The organism is Clostridium sp. OM02-18AC, assembly GCF_003481825.1.
Classification (GTDB): domain Bacteria; phylum Bacillota; class Clostridia; order Lachnospirales; family Lachnospiraceae; genus Brotaphodocola.
The window spans coordinates 259246-280256 of the sequence record NZ_QULW01000001.1; the positions used below are offsets into that span (position 1 = coordinate 259246).

A 21011-nucleotide genomic window follows, 5' to 3' on the forward strand; every position below is an offset into this window, starting at 1 on the left:
ATCGAAAGATGTCTTATTTTATGCCCGGAATCGAGGTGGTAACGTATGGCTGACGGAAGCTTAAAGTTTGATACGAAAATTGATACCGGAGAGTTTGATAAGAGTATTGCCAACCTTAGCAAGGCTGTTGAGCGGTTTTCCGCTGCAGTAGATAAGCTGTCTGGCAAGATTACAAACGGCTTCCAGGGAGCTGGGACAGCAGTGCAGGAGACCGGAGAGAAAGCAGCTGAAGCATCGAAGGGTGTTGAGTCTATTGGTGCCGCAGCTGATGAAGCCAAAGACCACGTGAAAGATCTGCAAAAGCAGATGGAAAACATCAAGGTGGAGCAGAACCCAGGCGGGGAACCGCTTTCCGACGCGGAATCCGCGAAAAGCAAGGTGGTTCCGATTGAGAATCCGGATGCTTATGGTTACGACAAGTCTGCGATGGAATTTGTAGAGCAGTATGGTCAGCAGGCGGAGCAATCTGGCGAAAAGGTAAATGAATTCCGGCAGGAGATTGATGGTCTGAAAGGACAGATGAAGCAGCTGGAAAGCCAGGGAATGTATTTCGGTGATGAGGAGTATGATAAGGCTTACCTGAAACTCCAGAAGGTAGAACAGGCACTGAAAGATTACAAGAAAGAACTTGTATCTCCAACGCTGGATGCCAATCCGTTCGGTACCGACTCTATGTCTGGTAAAATTCTGGACTTGCAGACCAGGATGCAAAAGTTGGCTGAATCTGGCAAGGGTCTCGGTGATGCTGAGTACGATAAGCTTTATCGTAAGCTGGCTATCGCGAAAGAGGAAGCCAAGAATTACGCTGCTGAGCTTGCGAAAACCCCAGCCATGATCGAAAAGGAAAATCAGCTTCTGGCAGAAAAGCAGGCAAAGGAAGAAGCAGCCGCCCAGAAAGAGGCGCAGAGACAAGCGGCAGCAAAGGCAAAGGAAGATGCCAAGATTGCTGCAGAAGAAAAGACACTGCAGGTAAAACGTGCTGCAGAAGTTCAGGAAGCCTTGGAGCAGCAGCGTTTGGAGGGAATCGCCCAGGCCGCACAGGTATCAGCAAGCAAGGTGGTAAAACTTCGAGAAGAATTGGCGCAGCTGAACGCCAGACAGGCCGACCTTGGAAAAGCCGGTTTAGGACTTGGATATCAGGAATATGACACCAATGCACGGAAAATTGCCGCAATTACCGCAAGGCTCAACGAATATAAGACACATTTGAATCAGAGTGGGAAAGCAGGAAGTAAATTTGCCGCAATTACAAAAGCAGGTTTCGGCATGGCTGAAAAAGCTGTTATGAAATTTGGAAAATCTGCAGGTAATGACCTGGCAAAGAAAGCAGGACAGGCGGTAGGAAACCTGAAAAATCTCGGGAAAGCCTCCGGATCAGTCAGCAAGAGTGTTTTGAAACTTTCGAACATGTTTAAGCTGATGCTGATCCGTATGGCCATGCGCGAAGCAATCCAAGCTGCCAAGGAGGGCTTTGAAAATCTGGTGCAGTATTCGGCTGGAGCCAACAAGTCCATGTCGGAACTTTCCTCGGGGACCACTTATCTGAAAAACAGCTTTGCCGCAGCTTTTGCGCCGATACTGTCTATTGTAGCCCCACCACTCACGACAATTATTAATTTACTGGCAACAGCAGTCAGCTGGGTTAATCAGTTCTTCGCTGCTCTTGGCGGCGCAACATCTTTTGTAAGGGCAAAAAAGGTTAATGAGGACTATGCAAAGAGTCTGAAAAAGACTGGCGGTGCGGCATCCAGTGCAGGAAAAGAAGCGAAAAAGGCGCTTGCACCATTTGATGATCTGGTTCAGATTCAGCGAGAAACAGAATCGTCTGGCGGCGGTGGCAGAGCATCTGGGGCAGACCCGTCACAGATGTTCGAAACGGCAGTTATTGATAAAGGAATCAGTGATTTTGCCAATGAACTGAAGAGTTTATGGGATGCCGGCGACTGGGAGGGGATCGGAAAACTGCTTGGAGAAAAAATCAATGAGCAGGTGGAAAAATGGACGGATTATATCAGCTGGGATAATGTAGGAGATGAAATTACGGCTTTTGTCCTGGCATTTACAACGCTTTTTAACAGCTTGGTTGCAACGATTAACTGGTATAACATCGGCGTATTGATGGGGACAGGAATCAATACATTGGCGCATACGCTTTATTTATTACTGACACAGATTGACTGGCAGATGCTCGGCGCTGCTCTTGCCCTTGGGTTAAATGGCATGGTGCACACAGTAGACTGGGATTTGTTCGGGCGGGTGCTTGGAGCGTATATGCAGGCTAAGATTGCAGGCTTATACGGATTCGTCACGACCGCCGACTGGGCATCTATTGGTAAGGCTATGGGAACAGGACTGAATGGCATCATAGCGGAAATTGACTGGGCTATGCTTGGCCTTGATTTTGCTTTGGGTCTGAGTGGTTTATTCAGTGTGGCTGATAATTTTGCCACTACATATGACTGGAGCGGCTTTGGTTCTTCTCTCGCGCTGAGTATGAGCATGTTTTTCCAAAATTTCGATTGGGCAGGAGCTGGAACTGCAATCAGTGATATTGTGCTTGGAATTCTGACAGCGTTGCTACTGTTCCTTACGGAGACTGATTGGTGGGCATTTGGAGAAGGAGTAGCAACATCCATCGAAAGCATTGACTGGTCTACAGTGGCAAGTCGGTTCTTTGCGGTAATAGGTGCTGCGTTCGGTGGTTTTGCTGCATTCCTTGGCGGTCTGTTGTCAGATGGAGTAACGGCGGCGAAAGAATATTTTCAGGGGAAGATTGAAGAGTGTGGCGGTGATGTGGTTGCAGGCATCCTGAAAGGAATTATCGATGGGATGCTTGGGATTGGCAACTGGATTGTTACCAATATTTTTAAACCTTTCATAGATGGTTTTAAAGCTGCATTTGGTATTCATAGTCCATCAACTGTAATGGCAGAAATGGGCCAGTACCTCTGGGAAGGTTTCTGCAACGGTATTAAAGAATTTTTTAGTGATCCAACGTCGTTTATTCAGGCCAATATCACAGATCCATTTATCAATGGGGTAAAAAACCTTTTGGGGATACACAGTCCATCTACGGTACTGCAGGAAATTGGCGGATACACGGTTTCGGGATTTAATCAGGGCGTTGAAAATGGCCAGGCTTCTACGCAAAACGTTGTGCAGTCATGGGCGCAGGGGGTGGCCAACTGGTTTTCACAAAAGCTTGGAATCAGCAGCGGCAACTCCACAGAAGCCCAGAACTGGGCGAACAGCACTATGACTGGATACAATAATGCAGTAAATGTAAATTACACGAAGTCACAGTCCGTCATGGAAAAATGGGCTGATAACGTAAGAAAGTGGTTTGTTGCTTCCGGAAGCAGCAAAGGTGTCAATAAGGAATCCTGGCAGAAGTTTGCGGATGATGTAATTAAGGCATATGCAACTGAAATATCATCTAAGCATGTGGAAACGCAGGAGCCGACAGAGACATGGGCCTCTAACATCCGAAAATGGTTTACGGGAGAAAATGAAACGCAAGGAGTAAATGAGCCATCCTGGCAGAAATTTGCAGCTGATATCATCAAAGGATTTGCTGAAAAGATCACTGGAAGCCACTCTGAAACGCAGAGCCCAATGGAACAATGGGCTGCAGATGTGAAGACATGGTTTTGGGGCGATAGCAATCTGAATGGTACTGGTGGAATGTATGATGCATTTTACAATATGGCCAGACGGATTAACGAAGGTTTTGCAAATGGTATTTCTGATTTCGCTTATATGGCAAAGGAGGCAATACGCAGATGGGCTCAGGAAGCGATGGAAGAGGCGGAAGATGAATTTGACATCAATTCACCTTCTAAAGAGTTTCATACGATTGCGGAATATGTAGTGCGTGGCTTTAACAATGGTATTTCAGATATGGCAAAGACTTCACGGAGTACGGTTCAGAGCTGGCTCGATGGTGTGCTTGATGTATTTGATGGCGTGGAAGTAAATCTGCCGGTGGGAGTAGATCTGCCTAATGCGGCATCGTATTTACCACGCATAGCGACGGGAAGTATTGTGCCACCGCGTGCAGGTGCTGCTTCTGCATCTGCGAGAAGTGCACCTGGTATCGATCAGGAGGAAGCGTTTGGCCAATTGCTGAGAAAAATGGATGATTTTATGTCTGGATTGCAGGAAACGGACGGAAAACCAATGCAGATTGTACTGAATTTAAACGGAAACCTTGCTGCCCTTGCAAGGATTCTTAAACCGGAACTGGATAAAGAGGCATCGCGGCGAGGCGTAAGCCTTGTGGTTGTGGGAGGTTAATATGGGACAACCAGTGTTTTTACTTGATGGAAAGGAATATAACGTAGAAGTAGAGCATGATTCTCTTGAACGCAGCTTTTCGGTTACTGATACAGACCAGTCCGGTCGTACGTTGGATTATACGATGGACAGGGATATTATCGGGACATTTTATAACTATACGATGAAGATTTATCCCAAAACAGCTGATATGGCATCATACAATGCTTTTTATGATGCCATATCAGATCCGGCATACGAAAGCCATACCATGACATTTCCTTACGGAGATGAAACCTTGACATTTCAGGCCTATGTTAGCCAGGGAAAAGATAAGCTTCGAATCCGCAACGGGAAGAATTATTGGGGCCAGAGTGGATTATCTCTTACCTTTACTGCAATGGCTCCGCAGAGGAGGCGCTAAGGATGAAGTGGGATGTCAGTATCAATCAAAATGGTCAGCAGCCGTATTCGGACACAGAGAATTTGTTAAATTACGAAACCTGTATGAATCCGTATGCATATTGTCTGCCCCACTACGCAAAAATGACAGAGGATTTTGTGAATGCTCCGGAAGTGTTGCATAGTGGGGAAAATGGTTTTATCAGTACTGCATTGAGTGATGAGAATGGAAATTTTGCAGAACAGCCGTTGATAATCATTACATTTGACCGGTTAAAATCCAGCAATGGCATGAACATGGTTTTTAACCGGGCTTCGGGGGATTATGCAAACGCTTTAAAAATAAGCTGGTACAAAGATGATACTCTTGTGCATGAAAAGGAGTTTATTCCTGACGGAGTGGACTACTTTTGTAAAGAGCAGGTTTCTTTGTTTAATAAAATACAAATTGTTTTTTACAGCACGAATCGGCCATATCGGTATCTCTGGTTGTCTGTTATGAAAATTCAGAGAATGACGGACACAGGAGGATTAAAAATTGTTTATGACGATATCGCACTTGGGGCATCGGAAGACAGCACGGCAGCTGCAGACGACAAAGAGTATTATGTAGATCTGCAGAACTTGAAAGACGGAATAGAATTTCCTGATTATGCCCTGTGTTTGCCACGTTATGTAAAGATGGACGGCAGTTATAGCAATGTCCCAGAAGAACTTACGGACATGGGATATGTCAGTGACAGTATTTCGGATGATAAAGGCGTTTTTTCTGATCCGCCATGTCTGGTGTTTACCTTTACGCAAAATTATTCCAGTGTGGGAATCACATTGCGGTTTAATGATTATTCTGGAGATTACTGCAGCAAGGTCAGAATCAGATGGTACAGAAATGAAGAACTGATTGCGGAAGAGATCTATACTCCGAATTCGGCTGATTATTTCTGCTATGGAGTGGTTGATTATTACAACCGGGTGGAGATTTATTTCCTGGAAACAAGTAAACCATGTAGAAATGTATTTCTTACTAGAATTATCTGGGGCTTAATCCGGGTTTTTAAGGATGACGAAATTGAAGATATAAACTGCCTCATGGAGTTAAATCCAATATCAGAAGAAGTCAGCATCAATACCATGGATTACACACTGCGCAGCAAATCAGAATACGCCTTTGAGTTTCAGAAAAGGCAAAAACAGACGCTGTATTTTGATGAGACAATTCTGGGAATCTTTTATCTGAAGGACGGAAAGCAGCTGGGCGCCAAAAGGTACACGGTCGAAACTCAGGATATTGTTGGGGTCCTGGATAATAATTCCTTCATGGGAGGAATATATCAGGAAGCTCTGACATCGGATGTTCTGGACAGCATTATGCAGGGAGAAAATGTGGATTATTTCTTAGATGATGCTTTTGCAGATACAAAGATAAGCGGTTATCTTTCAATCATGTCCAAAAGAAATGCGTTGCAGCAGTTAGCTTTTGCGATCGGAGCTCTGGTTGATACAAGCTATGACAGAAAATTGTATCTTTATCCACAGCAAAAAGATTTATCAGGAGAGTTTACTGAGCGAGATATCAGACTGGGCTTAACTGTAAATCACACGGATATTGTAAGTGGTGTGCGGCTTTATGTGCACACCTACAGTGAAGGAACTGAGGTGTCAGAACTCTATAAGGGACTGCTGGATGGAACAACGAGACTGGAGTTTTCAGAGCCATACCATAGTTTGAGCATAACAAACGGAGTGATAGATGAGTGTGGAGTAAATTATGCGTGTATTACAGGCAGTGGCGAAGAAGTGGTTTTATCCGGAACGAAGTATAACCACAGTACCCAGTGTATTGTGAAAGAAAATCCTAAAATCACACAGAACAAAAATATTGCTGAGGTGAAGGAAGCTACATTGGTGACGGCCGGAAATGCACAGGACGTTTTGAACCGGGTTTATGATTACTATGCCGGAAATGAGACCATCAGTTTCAAGGCAGCTATCGAGGATCAGGAACTTGGAAACTGTGTGAGAGTATCGACCGGATTTAAGGGAGTTATGACTGGTAATATTACAAAGCTGGATTTTAAATTTTCCAGAAGAAAAATAACTGCGGAGGTAACTGTGAAATGAGTACAGTGTTAGATACATTGATTACTGACCGGACAGCAGCTGATGTTGCTGCAGATCTGGATAAAGTGTATGCGGATTACATATGCCTGAACCGCGTGGAACAGGCCTGTGCACAGCTTGCGGAGTATTTTCATGTTGACATTCAGACAAAAGAGTGGAAGATGGAGGATTTCCGGACAGATAAGGAAATGGATCGTTTACTGGAGAACATCAAAATTTTGCGTGCCGCCTATTTTACAAAATCCGGAACTCCGCCGACGCCTGTAAAGATAACGTATGGAAGTATTTATCAGGCAAATAACATTGAACAAATCTTAAAGGATCTGGGTGATATGTACTATAACATGCTGAGTGGAAGAAAGCACTTGGCATTCAGGCTTGGAACTGCAGCTTTAGGAAACAGGAGGTGATTGTATTTGCTAAAAACAAACTATAAGGAAGATGTGTTTGAAGGCAATCGAAAGTATAGGCTAATCAGTGATGCGGATGGAACTATAGAAATAGTGGATGCCACCACATACACCCAGGAAGGCGATTCCTTTGGGGCGAATGACATCAACGCAACCAACGCAGCCGTTAACCGCCAGGAGCATGTCACGTTGATTACCCTCACAGCAGCTAAATGGATTGGTGATGCGACGCCATATGAGCAGACGGTAGCGGTTGATGGTGTTACTGCTGAGGATAACCCGATGCTGGTAAGTGCCTTGGAAGATGGAGCCGATCTGGCCACGCAAAAAGCATACAGCAAGGCATTTGGAATACTGGCATCTGGGACCGGTACAACGGCAGACGGTAGCGTGACGTTTAAGGTTTATAAAAAGCCGACTACGGATTTTACAGCCGGTTTGAGAGGAGTGTGATATTATGGGCAAGGTTTTAGCATCCGGCGGAGGTGGCGGCAGTACAGGATCAGATGACTGCACTGCTGGTAAAGCCCAGGTCCTTGCAGGGTACACGGCAGTTACCAGTGATTCCGAAGATGAGGCTGTGACTGGTACTATGCCGAATAACGGAGAGCAGAGCGCCACGTTAAAATGTGGTCAGAGTAAGCAGATTCCAGCAGGATACACAACCGGCGGGACGGTGACGGCGGTAAGCCTGGCATCGCAGACCGTAGGTGATGCCACCGCCGCGTATATTTACAAAGGAAAAACTGCATGGGTAAACGGAAGCAAATTAAGCGGCAATATGACTTGTCAATCCGTACTGTCTTTTAGCGTTGCCGCCTACAGCACATCACAGGTTCTTGCCACTTGGAAAAATCCGTCAATGGGACCTTTTTCCGGAGTTATCATTTGCGCAAAAACAGGCGGCTATCCAACAAGCATCCATGACAGCCGGGTATATACGGGTGTTGGTAATAATGCAGCGGCTAATGGGACAAGCAGTGTAATAATTAGTGGATTGACGCCTGGAACAACCTACTATTTCTGCATCTGGGCCTATACAACCTGTAGTGCCGGAGATTTTTACAGCGGATGTTTACAGGCAACATGTGCACCTACAGCTAGTGGGCGTAAGGCGTTCACAGCATCAGAAATCTTTAATGTGCCAGCTGGTGTAAGATCTATTAACATTTTTGCTGTTGGTGGTGGTAGCGGTTGTACATATGGGTCTTCAACGGTCGGCGGCGGTGGTGGCGCTGGTGGATGTACAGCATATACAAACAATATTCCTGTAAATCCGGGAGATCAAATTGCAATTAATGTAGGTGCCGGTGGAATTGGTGGAACAAACGCCAATTGTGGCGCGTCTAATGCTACTAAAGCCGGAACAATTCTTGTAAGTGCTTCTGGTGGAGGAATTAATGAGCCTAGTGGATCGAATAGGTCATATGGTCGCAATGGTGGCTCTGGCGGAGGTCATGGTAACGGATCTGGTTATAAGACAGCCTGCAATGGTGGCGCCGATGGTTCAAATGGAGGTGGTGCAGGACAGTTTAATGCTACGTCAATTTTTGGCCGCGGACAAGGAACTACAACAAGAGAATTTGGAAATCCTAATGGAACACTTTATGCCGGAGGCGGTGGTGGTGGTGGTTGCCCAAAGCAAATCTATGGTCAAGGATATGGCGGTGCCGGAGGCGGAGGAAATGGTTACTTTGGTGGTTCTGGACCTACTGCCGGATCTGTTGGAACAGGTGGAGGTGGTTGCGGTGCCGCAAGTATTAACATAGCTGGCGCTTCAGGAGGTTCCGGTGCCGTAGTAATAACATGGTAAAGGAGAACGAAAATGATTGTACATGAAATATTTGCACAGGTTCTTAACGGTGAGGTAAAAAACATCATTGTCTGCAACAACTATCCAACAGCCGATTACCTGACAAAATGTGTCTATGGAAGTGAAGCTTTTGCAGTCGATTGTTTGCAGTATGCCTGTGGCATCGGGGATAAGTACCGCGATGGAACATTTTACCGAGTAGGTGAGGACGGCACAGAGACGGCTATCCCCTACGCGCCCACCCAGGAACAGCAGGTGGAAACATTGCAGGCAGAAAACAACGAACTGACGCTTGCTATGGCTGATCTGATTGGAGGTGGAACGAATGCTGAGTAACATTCAGAAAAACATTATCCTGCGTGCGGTGAGAATCCGGCTGTTAGAGGGCGAGGAGTTAGACGATATTTTGCAGTCGTATACGAAACTTACATATGCGGAAAGAGAAGAAATTAAGGCCCTTTTAGGGGCATAACCTTTTAATCATCGGAGCCATTCGTTAAATGGCAGAAAGGACTACACATGAGTATCAAGCACAGAACCGAAACCCCGAACATCCCTTACGGCCCGGCAACCGGAGTACCGACTCCGAAACCGCACAATGAGGTGTTAAGCACCGGCCCGGATCACGAGTACCGCAATGACAGCACACCGGGTACCGCAGATCATGCAGAGCCGAGACACGTGCAGGGCGGCCCTGGTCATAAGGAGTGTGACCACGAGTAAAGGAGATTTATGATGGTATCATTGATTTTGCAGTACATAGTCACGCACTGGGTTGCGTGGCTTTTTGCGGCTATCTCCGGCATCCTGGGCGCAGCTTATCGCAGATTGTCCAAGCAGCTCAAAGCAGAGCAGATAAAAGCGCGGTCTATCAATGCTGCAGTGCTGGCCCTGCTCCACGACAGGCTGTACCAGGCTTGTCAGTTTTATTTAAAACGGGGATTTTGCACGCTTGAAGACCGGGACAATTTGGAGTACATGTTTAAGCCTTACAAGGCCCTTGGCGGGAATGGAACCGGCGAAGAACTGTATAACAGATGCCTGGCATTGCCGTACGAATCAGCAGAAAGAGAGGATAAGAAATGAACATGAATGACGTGCTGCAGTATGCAGCGTATGTATTGGTGGCCATCGGTGTGATGGCTTTTTTAGTATCCGTAATCACGCAGGTAATCAAAGAGCTTCCATGCTTTAAGCAGATTCCGACTGCTGTGGTCGTGATTGTGCTGAGCCTGGTCCTCTGCCCGGCGGCACTAGTGGCGTTGCTGACCTGGATGTCAAAGCCGGTTACCTGGTATCTGATTTTTGCGTGTATGATTGCAGCCTTTATTGTGGCACTGGTTGCAATGGACGGTTGGGAGCGCGTTGCTGAGATCTGGCAGCGGACAAAATACAGCGACAAACACTGAGAGGAGGTGATCCAGATATCTCCCGCGGCGGCCCGGGTGACGGTCGCCATACTGTTGCGATATCGCAATGGGTGGTTTAAGCGCTATATTAATTTAAAAAGAAAAGAGGACAAAACCATGATGAAATTAAGTGAAACTGTAGAAGCAATGAATAGCACTGATTACAAAGAAAGATTTAAGGCTGAGTATAATCAGCTGGCAATCAGATATTACGGACTGCGCGGTATGCTCGATAAGCAGGATGCCGGTACGCTTCCGTTTAAGCCGACCTGTCCAAGAAGCACCTATAATATGCAGTTGACTGCAATGACGGATTATCTTGCGGTGCTTGAAGCCAGGGCGGTTATGGAGGGTGTTGAGCTTGACGACGTAAGCTGCAAATAAAGTAAATGCAACAGAAATCATGTAGAATATTGACATAAAATATGATATGATGTAAGAGCTGCCGAACCTCCAGCAGAAAGGAGGTGTGCGTCCATGATAATAGAATTGATCACCACATTTCTTGTCTCTGTTTTAGCAGGTGTAGTTAGCTACTACATATGCAAATGGCTGGACAGAGATAAGTAGGCAGCAACAGCCTAAACGGAGTGGTTCACCGTAACGAACAAGAAAACCCCAGAGGATTAGGGCCCTCTGGGGTTTTTGCGTCGCATGAGAAAAGTTCACCACATTTCTTAGCTGCCTACATCATATTCTATTTTTCTTAATTTGTCAATATTCCAAAAGTTAACGTTAACGGGTTAACGTTAACGGAAAGGAATGTCAAATGAAAATCTCAGATAACGGATTGAAACTGATCAAGAAATTTGAGGGTTGCCGTCTGACAGCCTACCAGGATGCTGTAGGAGTCTGGACTATCGGCTATGGCACCACCAATGCTGACAAGACTATTACCGGCACCACGATTTGCAAGGGGCTACAGATTAGCCAGGAGACTGCAGATGAGTGGCTGCGTGAATCCATCAATCGCAAGTATGCCCCCAAGGTGGACAAGTACGACCGCTACCAGTGGAACCAGAACGAGTTTGATGCTCTTGTAAGTTTTGCTTACAATATCGGATCTATCGACGGTCTGACTGCACAGGGATCCAGGACACGTGCAGAGATCTCGCACATGATCCTGGCCTACAACAAAGCTGGTGGAAAAGTGCTGGCGGGTCTTACTAAGCGCCGCCAGGAAGAGCATGCACTTTTTTTGACCCCGGTGCAGGTTGCAGTTAAGAACGGCTGGCAGCAGGAGGACGGTGGCTGGCGGTTTTACTACCGGGATGGATCTGGGCGCTGTGTAACAAATGCCTGGTGGCAGGACGGAGATAAGTGGTACTGGTTTGATGGTGCGGGCATGATGGTCCATGATGTCTGGTATATCTATAACGGCGGTTGGTATTACCTAGGAGATGATGGGGTAATGCGGACAGGTCTACAGACGGTCAGCGGTAAATGGTATTATTTAGATGATGCTGGCCGGATGGCCACGGAGCCGGTGGTGCTGAATCCTGATCAGGATGGGGCGTTGCAGTATCCGGGTTTAAGACAGTAAAACAGATGCGCCGTAGTCAATGACAACGATTTGACTACGGCGCATAAATTACGGTATAATATGCTAGGTTGCTCAGAAAAACGAAAATGTATTCGGTAACCAGTTTTGCCTTATTTTGTGCGGAAACTGAGTGATAGCATAACTTACTATATAATAAGTAGATTCACAGGTTCAAGACACCGCAAACTGTGAGACGATCGCACTGCTGACCCGCGTAAAATAATCTGAGATATTGTTGATAATTCAGAAAATCCCGTTGCTGGGCACGCATGCGTGAACAGTAACAACTGCCGCCAGCAAATCAGGCTGGCGGGGAATGCGGCGGAAGCCCTGGGCGCCTCCCGCATGCGTATCCTGATGAAAGAAATCATCCCAAACAGTGTCAGCTCTGTGCTGATCATGGCGACTACGGATATCGGAAATAAGATCCTGATGTTCTCAACGCTGAGCTTTCTGGGACTGGGCTCCGCACCGCCTACCCCGGAATGGGGCATGATGGTTTCTGACGGTGTGGATTACTTCAATAAGTTCTGGGTATCCGGTTTCCCGGGTCTTGCGATCTTCACCATGGCTGTAGGAGCCAATTTCATTGGCGATGGTCTGCGGGATCTGCTGGATCCGAAGCTGCGTACACAGTTCTGATAAAAATGCCGCGCGGATGCGTGGCTCAAAACGAATCAGCAATAGAAAGACGGCGCCGGGGACCGGGAGGGTCTGCGGCGCCCCTTTTGGCAGATGGAGCTTTTTGAGAAATACTGTCAACAGGCAGATAAAATGAGGAGGTTTTTGAACATGAACGAAGCAAGAGCAAAAAGAATTCTGGACGAATTACAGAAACAGGGGGTCAGCCAGATGCTGCTGACAGACCCGATGTCCATTGCCTATCTGACTGGTATTCGCATGACACCCATCGAACGCTTTTACGCGCTTTTACTGCGGGCAGACGGACATCACGCTTACTTTTTAAATCATCTGTTTTATGTACCGCAGGAAGTCGGGGCAGAGAAAGTCTGGTATTCCGATACCGATCCGGTGCCAGAACTGGTGGCAGCGCATCTGGACAAGCATGCAGTGCTGGGGGTAGATAAGGATTTAAAGGCCCGTTTTCTGCTTCCGCTGATGGAGATGAAGGCAGCGGCAGGCTTTGTGAATGGCTCTGAGGCTGTGGACATTACCCGCGGTGTGAAAGATGCTGAGGAACAGGAGAAGATGCGCGTGGCTTCCAGGCTGAACGATCAGGCTATGGCGCAGTTTAAAAATCTGATCCATGAGGGTGTGACGGAGAAAGAAGTTGCTGACCAGATGCTGGAGATTTATTTAAGCCTGGGTGCGGATGGTTACTCATTCCCGCCGCTGGTGGCATTTGGTGCCAATGCGGCAGATCCGCACCACTCCCCGGATGATACCGTGGTGCAGCCGGGAGACTGTGTATTGTTTGATGTAGGCTGTATCAAAGACGGCTACTGTTCAGATATGACCCGTACCTTTTATTATAAGTCTGTCAGTGAAGCACACCGGAAGGTCTATGAGACCGCAAAAGCTGCCAATGAGAGTGCCATTGCAAAAATCAGACCCGGTATACCGCTTTGTGAGCTGGATGCCACAGCCAGAAACCTGATCGCCGATGCCGGATGGGGACCAAATTTCAATCACCGTCTCGGACACTTTATCGGACAGTCCTGCCATGAGTTTGGGGATGTTTCTTCTGCCAATACCTGGGAGGCAAAGCCGGGCATGATCTTCTCCATTGAGCCGGGCATTTATTTAAGCGGTGATACCGGTGTCCGTGTGGAGGATCTGGTACTGGTTCGCAAAGATGGCGTGGAAGTGCTGAACCATTACCCAAAGACTTTGCAGATCATCGAATAAAGGAGGCTTATGGATATGAAACATCCAATCGCAGCGCTGCACATGGCAAACGGGGCAAAAATCGTGATCGAGCTGCTTCCAGAGTCGGCTCCGAATACGGTGAACAGCTTTCTTTATGCGGCATCCCATGGGTATCTGGATCATCATGCCATTGAACGCATTGTGCCGGGAAACTGGGTGGATATGAGCTACACGGCATTTGGTCACAAGGAAACCCAGTACCTGATCCCCAAATGAATTTATCTTAAATCCGGACGTGACGCCGCTTGATTCCCATCCGGGATGTGTCTGCATGGGTGGTTACGGGGATGCGGGTCTGGCAAGCTGTGAATTTTTCTTTCCGCTTCGCGACTGCCCGGATCACAAGGGGATTTATCCGGTATTTGGAACGGTCATTTCCGGCATCGATGAGATTTTACGTATCGCGCAGGTGCCAACGGTGCCGGTTGATTTCCCGATTCCGGGTGTGGAAGTGAACCGCCCGGTAAAGCCGGAAATCCTGGACCATGTAGAACTGGAACTGTTTGGAGCGGTTTACCCGGAGCCGGTGCGGGTGGAAAATCCGAAACTGCCGAAATGCTGGCCGAAGCTGTAAGAAAAGAAACTTGACAGCAACAAATGGTTGTACTATCATCTAAATAGTTGCAGATACATCTAAATGCAAGACGTATCTTCGGAAACAGAGAAAGGCGGATGATAGTATGGATCAAACCGAAAGAAAAATCACAAAAATTGCGCGCGAGGTCAGCAAATTTACCGTTCAGACCATGAAAGAGGAAGGCATTGGTACGGCGGAATTTGATTTTATCCATCTGGTGCGCCACAATCCGGGAATTACCCAGACTCAGGTGCGGGAACAGCTCCAGATTGACAAAGGAGCTGCGGCCAGAAGGGCAGCCAGTCTGGAGGCGAAAGGCTACCTGGTCCGCAAACCGAATCCCAAAGATGGAAGAAGTCAGCTTTTGTATGCGACAGAGCAGGCAGAACATCTGAAAAATTCAAAAGCACGAATCGAATCTGTTTTTTATGAGTGGCTTTTGGAAGAATTGCCGGAAAAAGAAAAAGAACAGTTTTTAGAGACGCTGGATACGTTATACTGGCGTTCGAAGCGGGAACGTCAGGCGGGCTTTTCTACCGTGACAAGCCGTGTGAAGGAACGGGGAGCACAGACCGCAGAAGGAGAGAAGGTGCATCCGCATGCGTGAATTGCAGAAAGCGGCACAAACAGCCCAGACCACAGACAGTCCGGACCGCATTGACTTTTATTTCCGGAAAGAATGGCGGGTACTGGCACTGATTACGGTTTCCGGTCTGATTTATAACCTCGGACTTCTGGCTGGTCCGTGGTTTGAAGGACGTATGACCGGCTGTCTCATTCAGATTTTAAATGGAAGTTCCACGGCAGCGCAGATGCTCACACTGGTCTGCGCCTATATCCTTTCCATTGCAGTGGTGCAGGGCTCCCGCTACATAAAGCGTTTCTATGTACGGCGTTTTGCCAACAATGTGAACTGGAGAATGAAACAGATCATCTACGCAAGTCTGGTGCGAAAAAGCAGAAACGAACTGCAGGAAGAAGGCGCCGGAACCGTGATGACCAAGGCCATCCTGGATGTGGATGACTGTGTGGAAGGCATGCGGAAATTTACCACCGAGGTGTTTGACACAGGGGTTGCACTGCTTGCGTATGCTGGCATGTTACTGTATTACGACTGGAGACTGGCATTGTTGTCCATAATCTTTCCTCCGGTATCTTATTTCATAGCAGAGAAGATGAAGGTGCAGATCCAGAAAGCAGGGGCAGCCTATAAAGAACAAGCCGGCGCTTTGAGCACGGCGACACTGGACCGTGCAGTCAATGCCTTAACATACCGCGTCTTCGGCTGCGAACAGGAGCGTGGGCAGGATTATGAACAGCATCTGTCTGCCTATGAGAAAGCTGCCGTGAAGGCCAATGTCTGGAATACAGTCATGCAGCCTTTATACCGGGTTATTTCCATGACCAGTGTCCTGTTTATTTTCTATTTTGGTGGAAAAAATGTGCTGGGAAACGGGTGGAGACCCTGGAATGTAGCAGTGTTTACGACATTTTTGTCCTGTTTTACCAAACTGGCGGTCAAGTCTTCCAGTGCGGCAAAGCTGTTCAATGCAGTGCATAAGGCACAGGTGTCCTGGAAGCGGATTCAGCCATTTATGAAACAGAATGAGAAAACATATGAAAAGACGGAAGGAACGCCTGGAAATCTCCAGGTGACAGACCTGGGATTTGCCTACCCTGGCGGGACAAAAATATTTGAGCATCTGGATTTCTCCGCAAAACCAGGGCAGATACTTGGCATCACCGGACCGGTAGCCTGTGGAAAATCCACGCTCGGAAAGACATTTCTGTGTGAATATCCTTACGAGGGCAGCATCCGGTTTGCCGGACAGGAATTGAGCGGACTGGAAGAGGAAAAACGTGTTGGAATGATCGGGTATCTGGGACATGATCCGGAATTATTTCATGACACAATAAAAAATAATATATCCCTTGGCGATGAAAAAGATACCAGGCCATATCTGAATGCAGTCTGTCTGGATGAGGATCTCAAGACGATGGAAGCGGGTGCAGAGACGGTCATTGGAAACGATGGCATGAGACTTTCCGGCGGTCAGGCACAGCGTCTGGCCCTGGCGCGGACTTTGTACCATAAAAAGCCGCTTCTGATCCTGGATGATCCGTTTTCGGCCCTGGACCGGAATACGGAAAAAGAAGCATTTGCGCATTTGAGAGAACTGACAGCAGACAGCATTGTGCTGCTGATCTCCCACCGGCTGTACCTGTTTTCGCAGATGGACCGGATCATCTGGATGGAAGGCGGAAAAACTTTCGTGGGCAGTCACGAAGAACTCCTGAAAGAAGTGCCGGAGTATGCGCGGCTTTATGCAGCACAGGAAGGAGGGGCTGAGCATGATGAAACGTGAAAAAGTGAGCAGTATTATTCGGCAGACAGTTCAGAAAACGGCAGTCCTTTCTTTTGGAATCGCCCTGGCTGTTTGTGGGGCAGTTGTGGTATCCCTGCTTCCGCCACTGGTTTTGGGAAATGCGATCGACCGGTTGAGTAACGGCGAAAGTCTTACGGTTTCACTTGTGATTGCCTACTTTGTTCTGACAGCTTTGACCGGCATTCTGGAATCGGCAAGAGAAGGGCTTTTAACGGTGTTCGGACAGAAAATTACGCATGCGCTCCGGAGTCATCTGATGGCGAAAACACAGCGGCTCACAGCGCAGGAACTGACACAGATCGAACCGGGCGCAATGGTATCCAGGTTTGCGGGAGATGTGGACACGGTTGAGAATCTGTTTACCTCCGGAATCATCAGTATGTTTGTGGATGCATGCCGGATCGTGAGTATCCTGTTTGTGATCTGGTCCCGGAACCGGGGGCTGTCCCTGGTACTTCTGGTTCTGCTTCCCATTCTGTTTCTTTTTACCAGAATCGTGCAGAAAAATATGCTGGCAGCACAGCTGGAAAACCGCCGCGCAGTTAGCCTGGCATCCGGATGTGTGCCGGAGACCCTGCATAACATCCGCACCATTCATGTTCTGGGAAAAGAACCGTATATGGAGCAGCGTTATGACCAGTACATCCGTGACAGCTACCGCGCGATGGAAAAGACCAATTTTTATGATGCCGTTTATTCCCCGGTTATCCTGATTTTCAATGCAGTGGTAGTAGCAGTGGTCATGCTGCTTTCTGCATCCGGAAATCCGAAGGTACTGCCCCTGTTTGGCATGTCAGCAGGTACCGCGGTGGCGGTGATCAATTACATTTCCCAGATTTTCACGCCGGTGGAAAGCCTTGGCATGGAGATCCAGACCATTCAGTCAGCCATTGCCGGTGTCCGGAGAATCAATGAATTTCTGGGGCTGGAGGAGAAAAAGAAACCATTTGCAGGAGCAGCAGCGAGTGTGGAAAAGCCGGACAAGGTTGTAGAATTTCGTGATGTCACCTTTGGCTATGATGAGCATACCGTTTTAAATCACCTGAGTTTTCAGGTGCAGCAGGGCGAGCAGGTTACCCTGTCCGGCCGGACGGGAGCAGGAAAGAGTACGATCCTGAAACTGCTGCTGGGTCTTTATGATCCGCAGGCAGGTCAGGTACTGCTTCACGGCCGCCCGGTGTCTGAAATTCAGGATTTGGAAAGAAGAAAACGGTTTGGCTATGTGGAGCAGTCGTTCCACCAGGTACCCGGAACCGTCAAAGACCAGATCACGCTGTTTGATCCGGACATTTCCATGGAAGCCGTAAAGCGGGCTGCGGTGCTGACCGGGCTTGATGAGACGATTATGCAGATGGAGCACGGTTACGATACGGTCTGCACACCGGAATTGTTCTCCCAGGGGCAGTGGCAGCTTTTATCGATCGCACGGGCGGCTGCGGCAGAGACGGAACTGTTTTTGTTAGATGAGATCACGGCTAATCTGGATGCGGAGAGCGAACAGGCTGTTTTAAAGGCACTGAAACAGGTTTCGGAGGACCGCACGGTGATTTCGATTTCTCACCGAATTGCAGCGGAATTTGGAAGAATCATTCAAGTTGGCAGTTAAAAAGATAGACAAGGGAAAGTGAGAACATATGATATGGAAAAAAACGATATCCAGATCCGTGTGGCATCGGAGGCCGATGCAGAAGCACTTTTAGCAATTTATACGCCTTATGTAGTAAAAACGGCAATCACGTTTGAGTATGAGCCGCCGACTCTGGAAGAATTCCGCGGAAGGATCCGTCATACACTGCAGAAATACCCTTATCTCGTAGCTGAGAAAAATGGAAAAATTCTCGGTTATGCCTATGCGGGCGTTTTTCATGAGCGCGAAGCGTACAGCTGGGCGGTAGAAACTTCTATCTATGTGGATGAAACCCTGCGGCACTCTGGGGTGGGTGGAAAGCTGAACAGAGCCATGGAAGCCGTATGCAGGGCGATGGGAATTCTCAACATGGAAGCCTGTATCGCAGTTCCGGAAGCAGAAAATGATGAATACCTGACCAGAAACAGCGTGGATTATCATGCACATATCGGATACCGGCTGGTAGGAGAATTTTATCAGTGTGGTTACAAATTCGGACGCTGGTATAATATGGTCTGGATGGAAAAAATGATCGGAGAGCATCAGGATGAGATGGAGATGCCGGTGTGGTTTCCGGATCTGAAACAGATCAATGAAATATTAGAATAGGGAACCTGTAAAATCCATGTAAAATGCTTTGTGGACAGTCTGTAAAATTCGGAGTATACTAGATATCAGAGTTGGGTGCAGCATGGGAATGGATCAAGCTATATTCTGTGTTGTAGCATAACAAATCCAGAAAAATTCAGACGGAGGAAAGCAACATGGGTACAAAAGCAGAATACGCAATTTCTTTACACGACAAGGGGTATAACTGTGCGCAGGCAGTAGCCTGCACGTTCTGCAAAGAATTTGGTGTGGACGAACAGGAAATGTTTAAAATCGCAGAGGGCTTTGGTCTTGGCATGGGCATGATGGAGATGTGCGGTGCCCTTTCTGGCATGATGATGATCATTGGACTGGCAAACAGTGTCGGTGATCTGGAAAAGGGGATGCCGACCAAAGGTGCGACCTACAAGCAGGTTAAGGAACAGGTCATGAAATTCAAAGAGAAAAACGGTTCTTATCTGTGCAGAGAGCTGAAGGGAGTGGAGACTGGAAAGGTGCTCTGCAGCTGTCCGCAGTGTATTATGGATGCGGTGGCATTGACAGAAGCATATTTGGCAGAACATCAGGCAGACAGATAAGGGGTGTATGAGATTGAAGGGTAAACATGCGGATCTGATTGAGGGGAATATTTTTCAGGCCCTTTTGGTTTTTGCAATCCCGCTGCTGATTGGAAATCTGTTCCAGCAGCTGTATAATACGGCGGATTCCTATGTAGTGGGAAATTTTGTCGACACCAATGCGCTGGCAGCCGTAGGAGCGTCTGGCTCCGTCATCCAGATGCTGGTTGGCTTTTTTATGGGTCTGTCGGTAGGTGCCGGTGTTGTCATTGCCCAGTATTTTGGTGCAGGGGATCAGGAAAAAATGAGCCATGCAATTCACAGTGCACTGGCTTTGACGGCATTTTTAAGTGTCCTGTTTACCATTGCAGGAATTGCAGTCACAAGACCCCTGCTTCGGGCAATTGGTGTACCGCAGGAAGTACTTCCGCATTCCACCTTGTATCTGACTATTTATTTTGCCGGAATCACCTTTCTGTTGTTCTATAATATGGGATCCGGAATTCTGCGTGCGATCGGAAACTCCCGGGACCCGCTTATTTACCTGGCAATAGCCAGTGTGCTGAATGTGATCCTGGATGTTCTGCTTGTGTGTGTGGCGCGTCTTGGCGTAGCCGGTGTTGCGCTTGGAACCATGATCGCGCAGGCAGTCAGTGCATTTCTTGTCATGCGTCAGCTGATCCATACCCGGGAAGCGTACCGGGTGGAAATAAAGAAGATCCGTTTCCATAAGGCCATGACCAGACAGATTATCCTGGTAGGACTTCCGGCTGCATTTCAGCAGAGCATTACGGCGTTTTCCAATGTGATCGTGCAGTCGTATATCAACAGCTTTGGTACCGCTGCAATCGCCGGTTATTCTACCACCATCCGCATCGATGGATTTTTGCAGCTGATCCTGCAGAGCTTCAATATGACGATCACTACATTTGTCGGGCAGAACATTGGTGCGGGAAAACTGGAACGGGTAAAGAAAGGCATGCTGACGGCGTGGATCATGTGCTCTGTCCTGATCGTGGGAGGATGCTTTTTGATGAACTGCGGCGGTGCTGCTCTCGTCAGTCTTTTTACGAATGATGAGGAAGTCATTGCCAACGGTGCTGCCATGTTAAAGCTGTTTTCCTATGCGTACTGGACGCTGCCGGTGGTTCAGATCTTAAGCGGTTCTTTGCGCGGGGCAGGAAAATCCAGCATTCCGATGATCTTTATGCTTGGAACGTTTGTGGTGATCCGTCAGATTTATCTGGCGATCACAGTACCTGCAACACACAGTCTTATGGTTGTCATGGCAGGATGGCCTATCACCTGGGCGCTCTGTGCAGTCGGAATGGCAATCTATTTCTTTAAAGCGGACTGGATGAAGGACGCAGAGAAGCTGATTCAGGGGTAGA

At 47.8% G+C, this 21011-nt stretch carries 23 protein-coding genes; all 23 read left to right on the plus strand.

Features of this window, described 5'->3' with window-relative positions; genetic code table 11:
- Positions 1–45: 45 nt before the first annotated feature.
- The gene (locus DXB18_RS16410; RefSeq protein ID WP_243103070.1) at positions 46–4296 is read left to right on the plus strand and encodes a hypothetical protein; all 4251 of its coding nucleotides are present in this window, start codon (positions 46–48) and stop codon (positions 4294–4296) included.
- Between the two features lies 1 nt (position 4297).
- Entirely contained in the window at positions 4298–4699 is a 402-nt protein-coding gene (locus DXB18_RS01325; protein ID WP_118705557.1) for a hypothetical protein, read from the plus strand.
- A 2-nt stretch (positions 4700–4701) separates the two neighbouring features.
- A complete protein-coding gene (locus DXB18_RS01330; RefSeq protein ID WP_118705559.1) occupies positions 4702–6798 on the plus strand; it encodes a hypothetical protein in 2097 nt (698 codons plus the stop codon).
- The gene (locus DXB18_RS01335) at positions 6795–7208 is read left to right on the plus strand and encodes a hypothetical protein (protein WP_118705561.1); all 414 of its coding nucleotides are present in this window, start codon (positions 6795–6797) and stop codon (positions 7206–7208) included. Before DXB18_RS01330 ends, DXB18_RS01335 begins: the two co-directional genes overlap by 4 nt.
- Positions 7209–7214: 6 nt before the next feature.
- Positions 7215–7661, plus strand: coding sequence for a hypothetical protein (locus DXB18_RS01340; protein WP_118705563.1), 447 nt, complete (start codon positions 7215–7217; stop codon positions 7659–7661).
- Positions 7662–7665: 4 nt separating this feature from the next.
- On the plus strand, positions 7666–9021 hold the full coding sequence (locus tag DXB18_RS16670) for a fibronectin type III domain-containing protein (RefSeq protein WP_118705565.1): 1356 nt from the start codon (positions 7666–7668) through the stop codon (positions 9019–9021).
- Between the two features lie 12 nt (positions 9022–9033).
- A complete protein-coding gene (locus DXB18_RS01350; protein ID WP_118705567.1) occupies positions 9034–9357 on the plus strand; it encodes a hypothetical protein in 324 nt (107 codons plus the stop codon).
- A complete protein-coding gene (locus DXB18_RS16075; RefSeq protein ID WP_182430425.1) occupies positions 9347–9493 on the plus strand; it encodes a hypothetical protein in 147 nt (48 codons plus the stop codon). The genes DXB18_RS01350 and DXB18_RS16075 overlap by 11 nt, the downstream gene beginning before the upstream one ends.
- Positions 9494–9540: 47 nt before the next feature.
- Positions 9541–9744 carry a hypothetical protein gene (locus DXB18_RS01355; protein WP_118705569.1) on the plus strand — a complete coding sequence of 68 codons (204 nt, stop codon included), beginning with the start codon at positions 9541–9543 and terminating at the stop codon, positions 9742–9744.
- A gap of 9 nt (positions 9745–9753) precedes the next feature.
- A complete protein-coding gene (locus DXB18_RS01360) occupies positions 9754–10107 on the plus strand; it encodes a hypothetical protein (protein ID WP_147355205.1) in 354 nt (117 codons plus the stop codon).
- Entirely contained in the window at positions 10104–10430 is a 327-nt protein-coding gene (locus DXB18_RS01365) for a hypothetical protein (RefSeq protein ID WP_118705573.1), read from the plus strand. The genes DXB18_RS01360 and DXB18_RS01365 overlap by 4 nt, the downstream gene beginning before the upstream one ends.
- Before the next feature lie 117 nt (positions 10431–10547).
- The gene (locus DXB18_RS01370; RefSeq protein WP_118705575.1) at positions 10548–10814 is read left to right on the plus strand and encodes a hypothetical protein; all 267 of its coding nucleotides are present in this window, start codon (positions 10548–10550) and stop codon (positions 10812–10814) included.
- Positions 10815–11199: 385 nt separating this feature from the next.
- Positions 11200–11973 (plus strand): lysozyme, encoded by a 774-nt coding sequence (locus DXB18_RS16420; protein ID WP_118705577.1) that lies wholly within the window; start codon positions 11200–11202, stop codon positions 11971–11973.
- A gap of 273 nt (positions 11974–12246) precedes the next feature.
- Complete coding sequence (locus tag DXB18_RS01380) at positions 12247–12615, plus strand: ABC transporter permease (RefSeq protein ID WP_243103072.1); 369 nt, start codon at positions 12247–12249, stop codon at positions 12613–12615.
- Positions 12616–12765: 150 nt separating this feature from the next.
- Positions 12766–13842, plus strand: a complete 1077-nt coding sequence (locus DXB18_RS01385) for a Xaa-Pro peptidase family protein (protein ID WP_118705579.1) — start codon at positions 12766–12768, stop codon at positions 13840–13842.
- A 15-nt stretch (positions 13843–13857) separates the two neighbouring features.
- On the plus strand, positions 13858–14079 hold the full coding sequence (locus DXB18_RS16675) for a peptidylprolyl isomerase (RefSeq protein ID WP_279220810.1): 222 nt from the start codon (positions 13858–13860) through the stop codon (positions 14077–14079).
- Positions 14080–14098: 19 nt separating this feature from the next.
- Complete coding sequence (locus DXB18_RS16680) at positions 14099–14437, plus strand: peptidylprolyl isomerase (protein ID WP_279220811.1); 339 nt, start codon at positions 14099–14101, stop codon at positions 14435–14437.
- Between the two features lie 106 nt (positions 14438–14543).
- Positions 14544–15047: a helix-turn-helix domain-containing protein gene (locus tag DXB18_RS01395; protein ID WP_118705581.1), complete on the plus strand. Its 504-nt coding sequence runs from the start codon at positions 14544–14546 to the stop codon at positions 15045–15047.
- Complete coding sequence (locus DXB18_RS01400) at positions 15040–16806, plus strand: ABC transporter ATP-binding protein (RefSeq protein ID WP_118705583.1); 1767 nt, start codon at positions 15040–15042, stop codon at positions 16804–16806. The genes DXB18_RS01395 and DXB18_RS01400 overlap by 8 nt, the downstream gene beginning before the upstream one ends.
- The gene (locus DXB18_RS01405) at positions 16793–18433 is read left to right on the plus strand and encodes an ABC transporter ATP-binding protein (protein WP_118705585.1); all 1641 of its coding nucleotides are present in this window, start codon (positions 16793–16795) and stop codon (positions 18431–18433) included. The genes DXB18_RS01400 and DXB18_RS01405 overlap by 14 nt, the downstream gene beginning before the upstream one ends.
- 33 nt (positions 18434–18466) lie before the next feature.
- A complete protein-coding gene (locus tag DXB18_RS01410) occupies positions 18467–19063 on the plus strand; it encodes a GNAT family N-acetyltransferase (RefSeq protein WP_118705587.1) in 597 nt (198 codons plus the stop codon).
- A gap of 155 nt (positions 19064–19218) precedes the next feature.
- A complete protein-coding gene (locus DXB18_RS01415; RefSeq protein WP_118543969.1) occupies positions 19219–19641 on the plus strand; it encodes a C-GCAxxG-C-C family protein in 423 nt (140 codons plus the stop codon).
- A gap of 13 nt (positions 19642–19654) precedes the next feature.
- Positions 19655–21010, plus strand: coding sequence for an MATE family efflux transporter (locus tag DXB18_RS01420; RefSeq protein WP_243103075.1), 1356 nt, complete (start codon positions 19655–19657; stop codon positions 21008–21010).
- Position 21011 lies beyond the last annotated feature (1 nt).

Excerpts from the sequence above, each read along its gene's own strand:
- DXB18_RS16410 (WP_243103070.1), top strand. The coding sequence starts at position 46 with ATGGCTGACGGAAGCTTAAAGTTTGATACGAAAATTGATACCGGAGAG.
- DXB18_RS01325 (WP_118705557.1), top strand. The coding sequence starts at position 4,298 with ATGGGACAACCAGTGTTTTTACTTGATGGAAAGGAATATAACGTAGAA.
- DXB18_RS01330 (WP_118705559.1), top strand. The coding sequence starts at position 4,702 with ATGAAGTGGGATGTCAGTATCAATCAAAATGGTCAGCAGCCGTATTCG.
- DXB18_RS01335 (WP_118705561.1), top strand. The coding sequence starts at position 6,795 with ATGAGTACAGTGTTAGATACATTGATTACTGACCGGACAGCAGCTGAT.
- DXB18_RS16670 (WP_118705565.1), top strand. The coding sequence starts at position 7,666 with ATGGGCAAGGTTTTAGCATCCGGCGGAGGTGGCGGCAGTACAGGATCA.
- DXB18_RS01350 (WP_118705567.1), top strand. The coding sequence starts at position 9,034 with ATGATTGTACATGAAATATTTGCACAGGTTCTTAACGGTGAGGTAAAA.
- DXB18_RS16075 (WP_182430425.1), top strand. The coding sequence starts at position 9,347 with ATGCTGAGTAACATTCAGAAAAACATTATCCTGCGTGCGGTGAGAATC.
- DXB18_RS01355 (WP_118705569.1), top strand. The coding sequence starts at position 9,541 with ATGAGTATCAAGCACAGAACCGAAACCCCGAACATCCCTTACGGCCCG.
- DXB18_RS01360 (WP_147355205.1), top strand. The coding sequence starts at position 9,754 with ATGATGGTATCATTGATTTTGCAGTACATAGTCACGCACTGGGTTGCG.
- DXB18_RS01365 (WP_118705573.1), top strand. The coding sequence starts at position 10,104 with ATGAACATGAATGACGTGCTGCAGTATGCAGCGTATGTATTGGTGGCC.
- DXB18_RS01370 (WP_118705575.1), top strand. The coding sequence starts at position 10,548 with ATGATGAAATTAAGTGAAACTGTAGAAGCAATGAATAGCACTGATTAC.
- DXB18_RS16420 (WP_118705577.1), top strand. The coding sequence starts at position 11,200 with ATGAAAATCTCAGATAACGGATTGAAACTGATCAAGAAATTTGAGGGT.
- DXB18_RS01385 (WP_118705579.1), top strand. The coding sequence starts at position 12,766 with ATGAACGAAGCAAGAGCAAAAAGAATTCTGGACGAATTACAGAAACAG.
- DXB18_RS16675 (WP_279220810.1), top strand. The coding sequence starts at position 13,858 with ATGAAACATCCAATCGCAGCGCTGCACATGGCAAACGGGGCAAAAATC.
- DXB18_RS01395 (WP_118705581.1), top strand. The coding sequence starts at position 14,544 with ATGGATCAAACCGAAAGAAAAATCACAAAAATTGCGCGCGAGGTCAGC.
- DXB18_RS01400 (WP_118705583.1), top strand. The coding sequence starts at position 15,040 with ATGCGTGAATTGCAGAAAGCGGCACAAACAGCCCAGACCACAGACAGT.
- DXB18_RS01405 (WP_118705585.1), top strand. The coding sequence starts at position 16,793 with ATGATGAAACGTGAAAAAGTGAGCAGTATTATTCGGCAGACAGTTCAG.
- DXB18_RS01410 (WP_118705587.1), top strand. The coding sequence starts at position 18,467 with ATGGAAAAAAACGATATCCAGATCCGTGTGGCATCGGAGGCCGATGCA.
- DXB18_RS01415 (WP_118543969.1), top strand. The coding sequence starts at position 19,219 with ATGGGTACAAAAGCAGAATACGCAATTTCTTTACACGACAAGGGGTAT.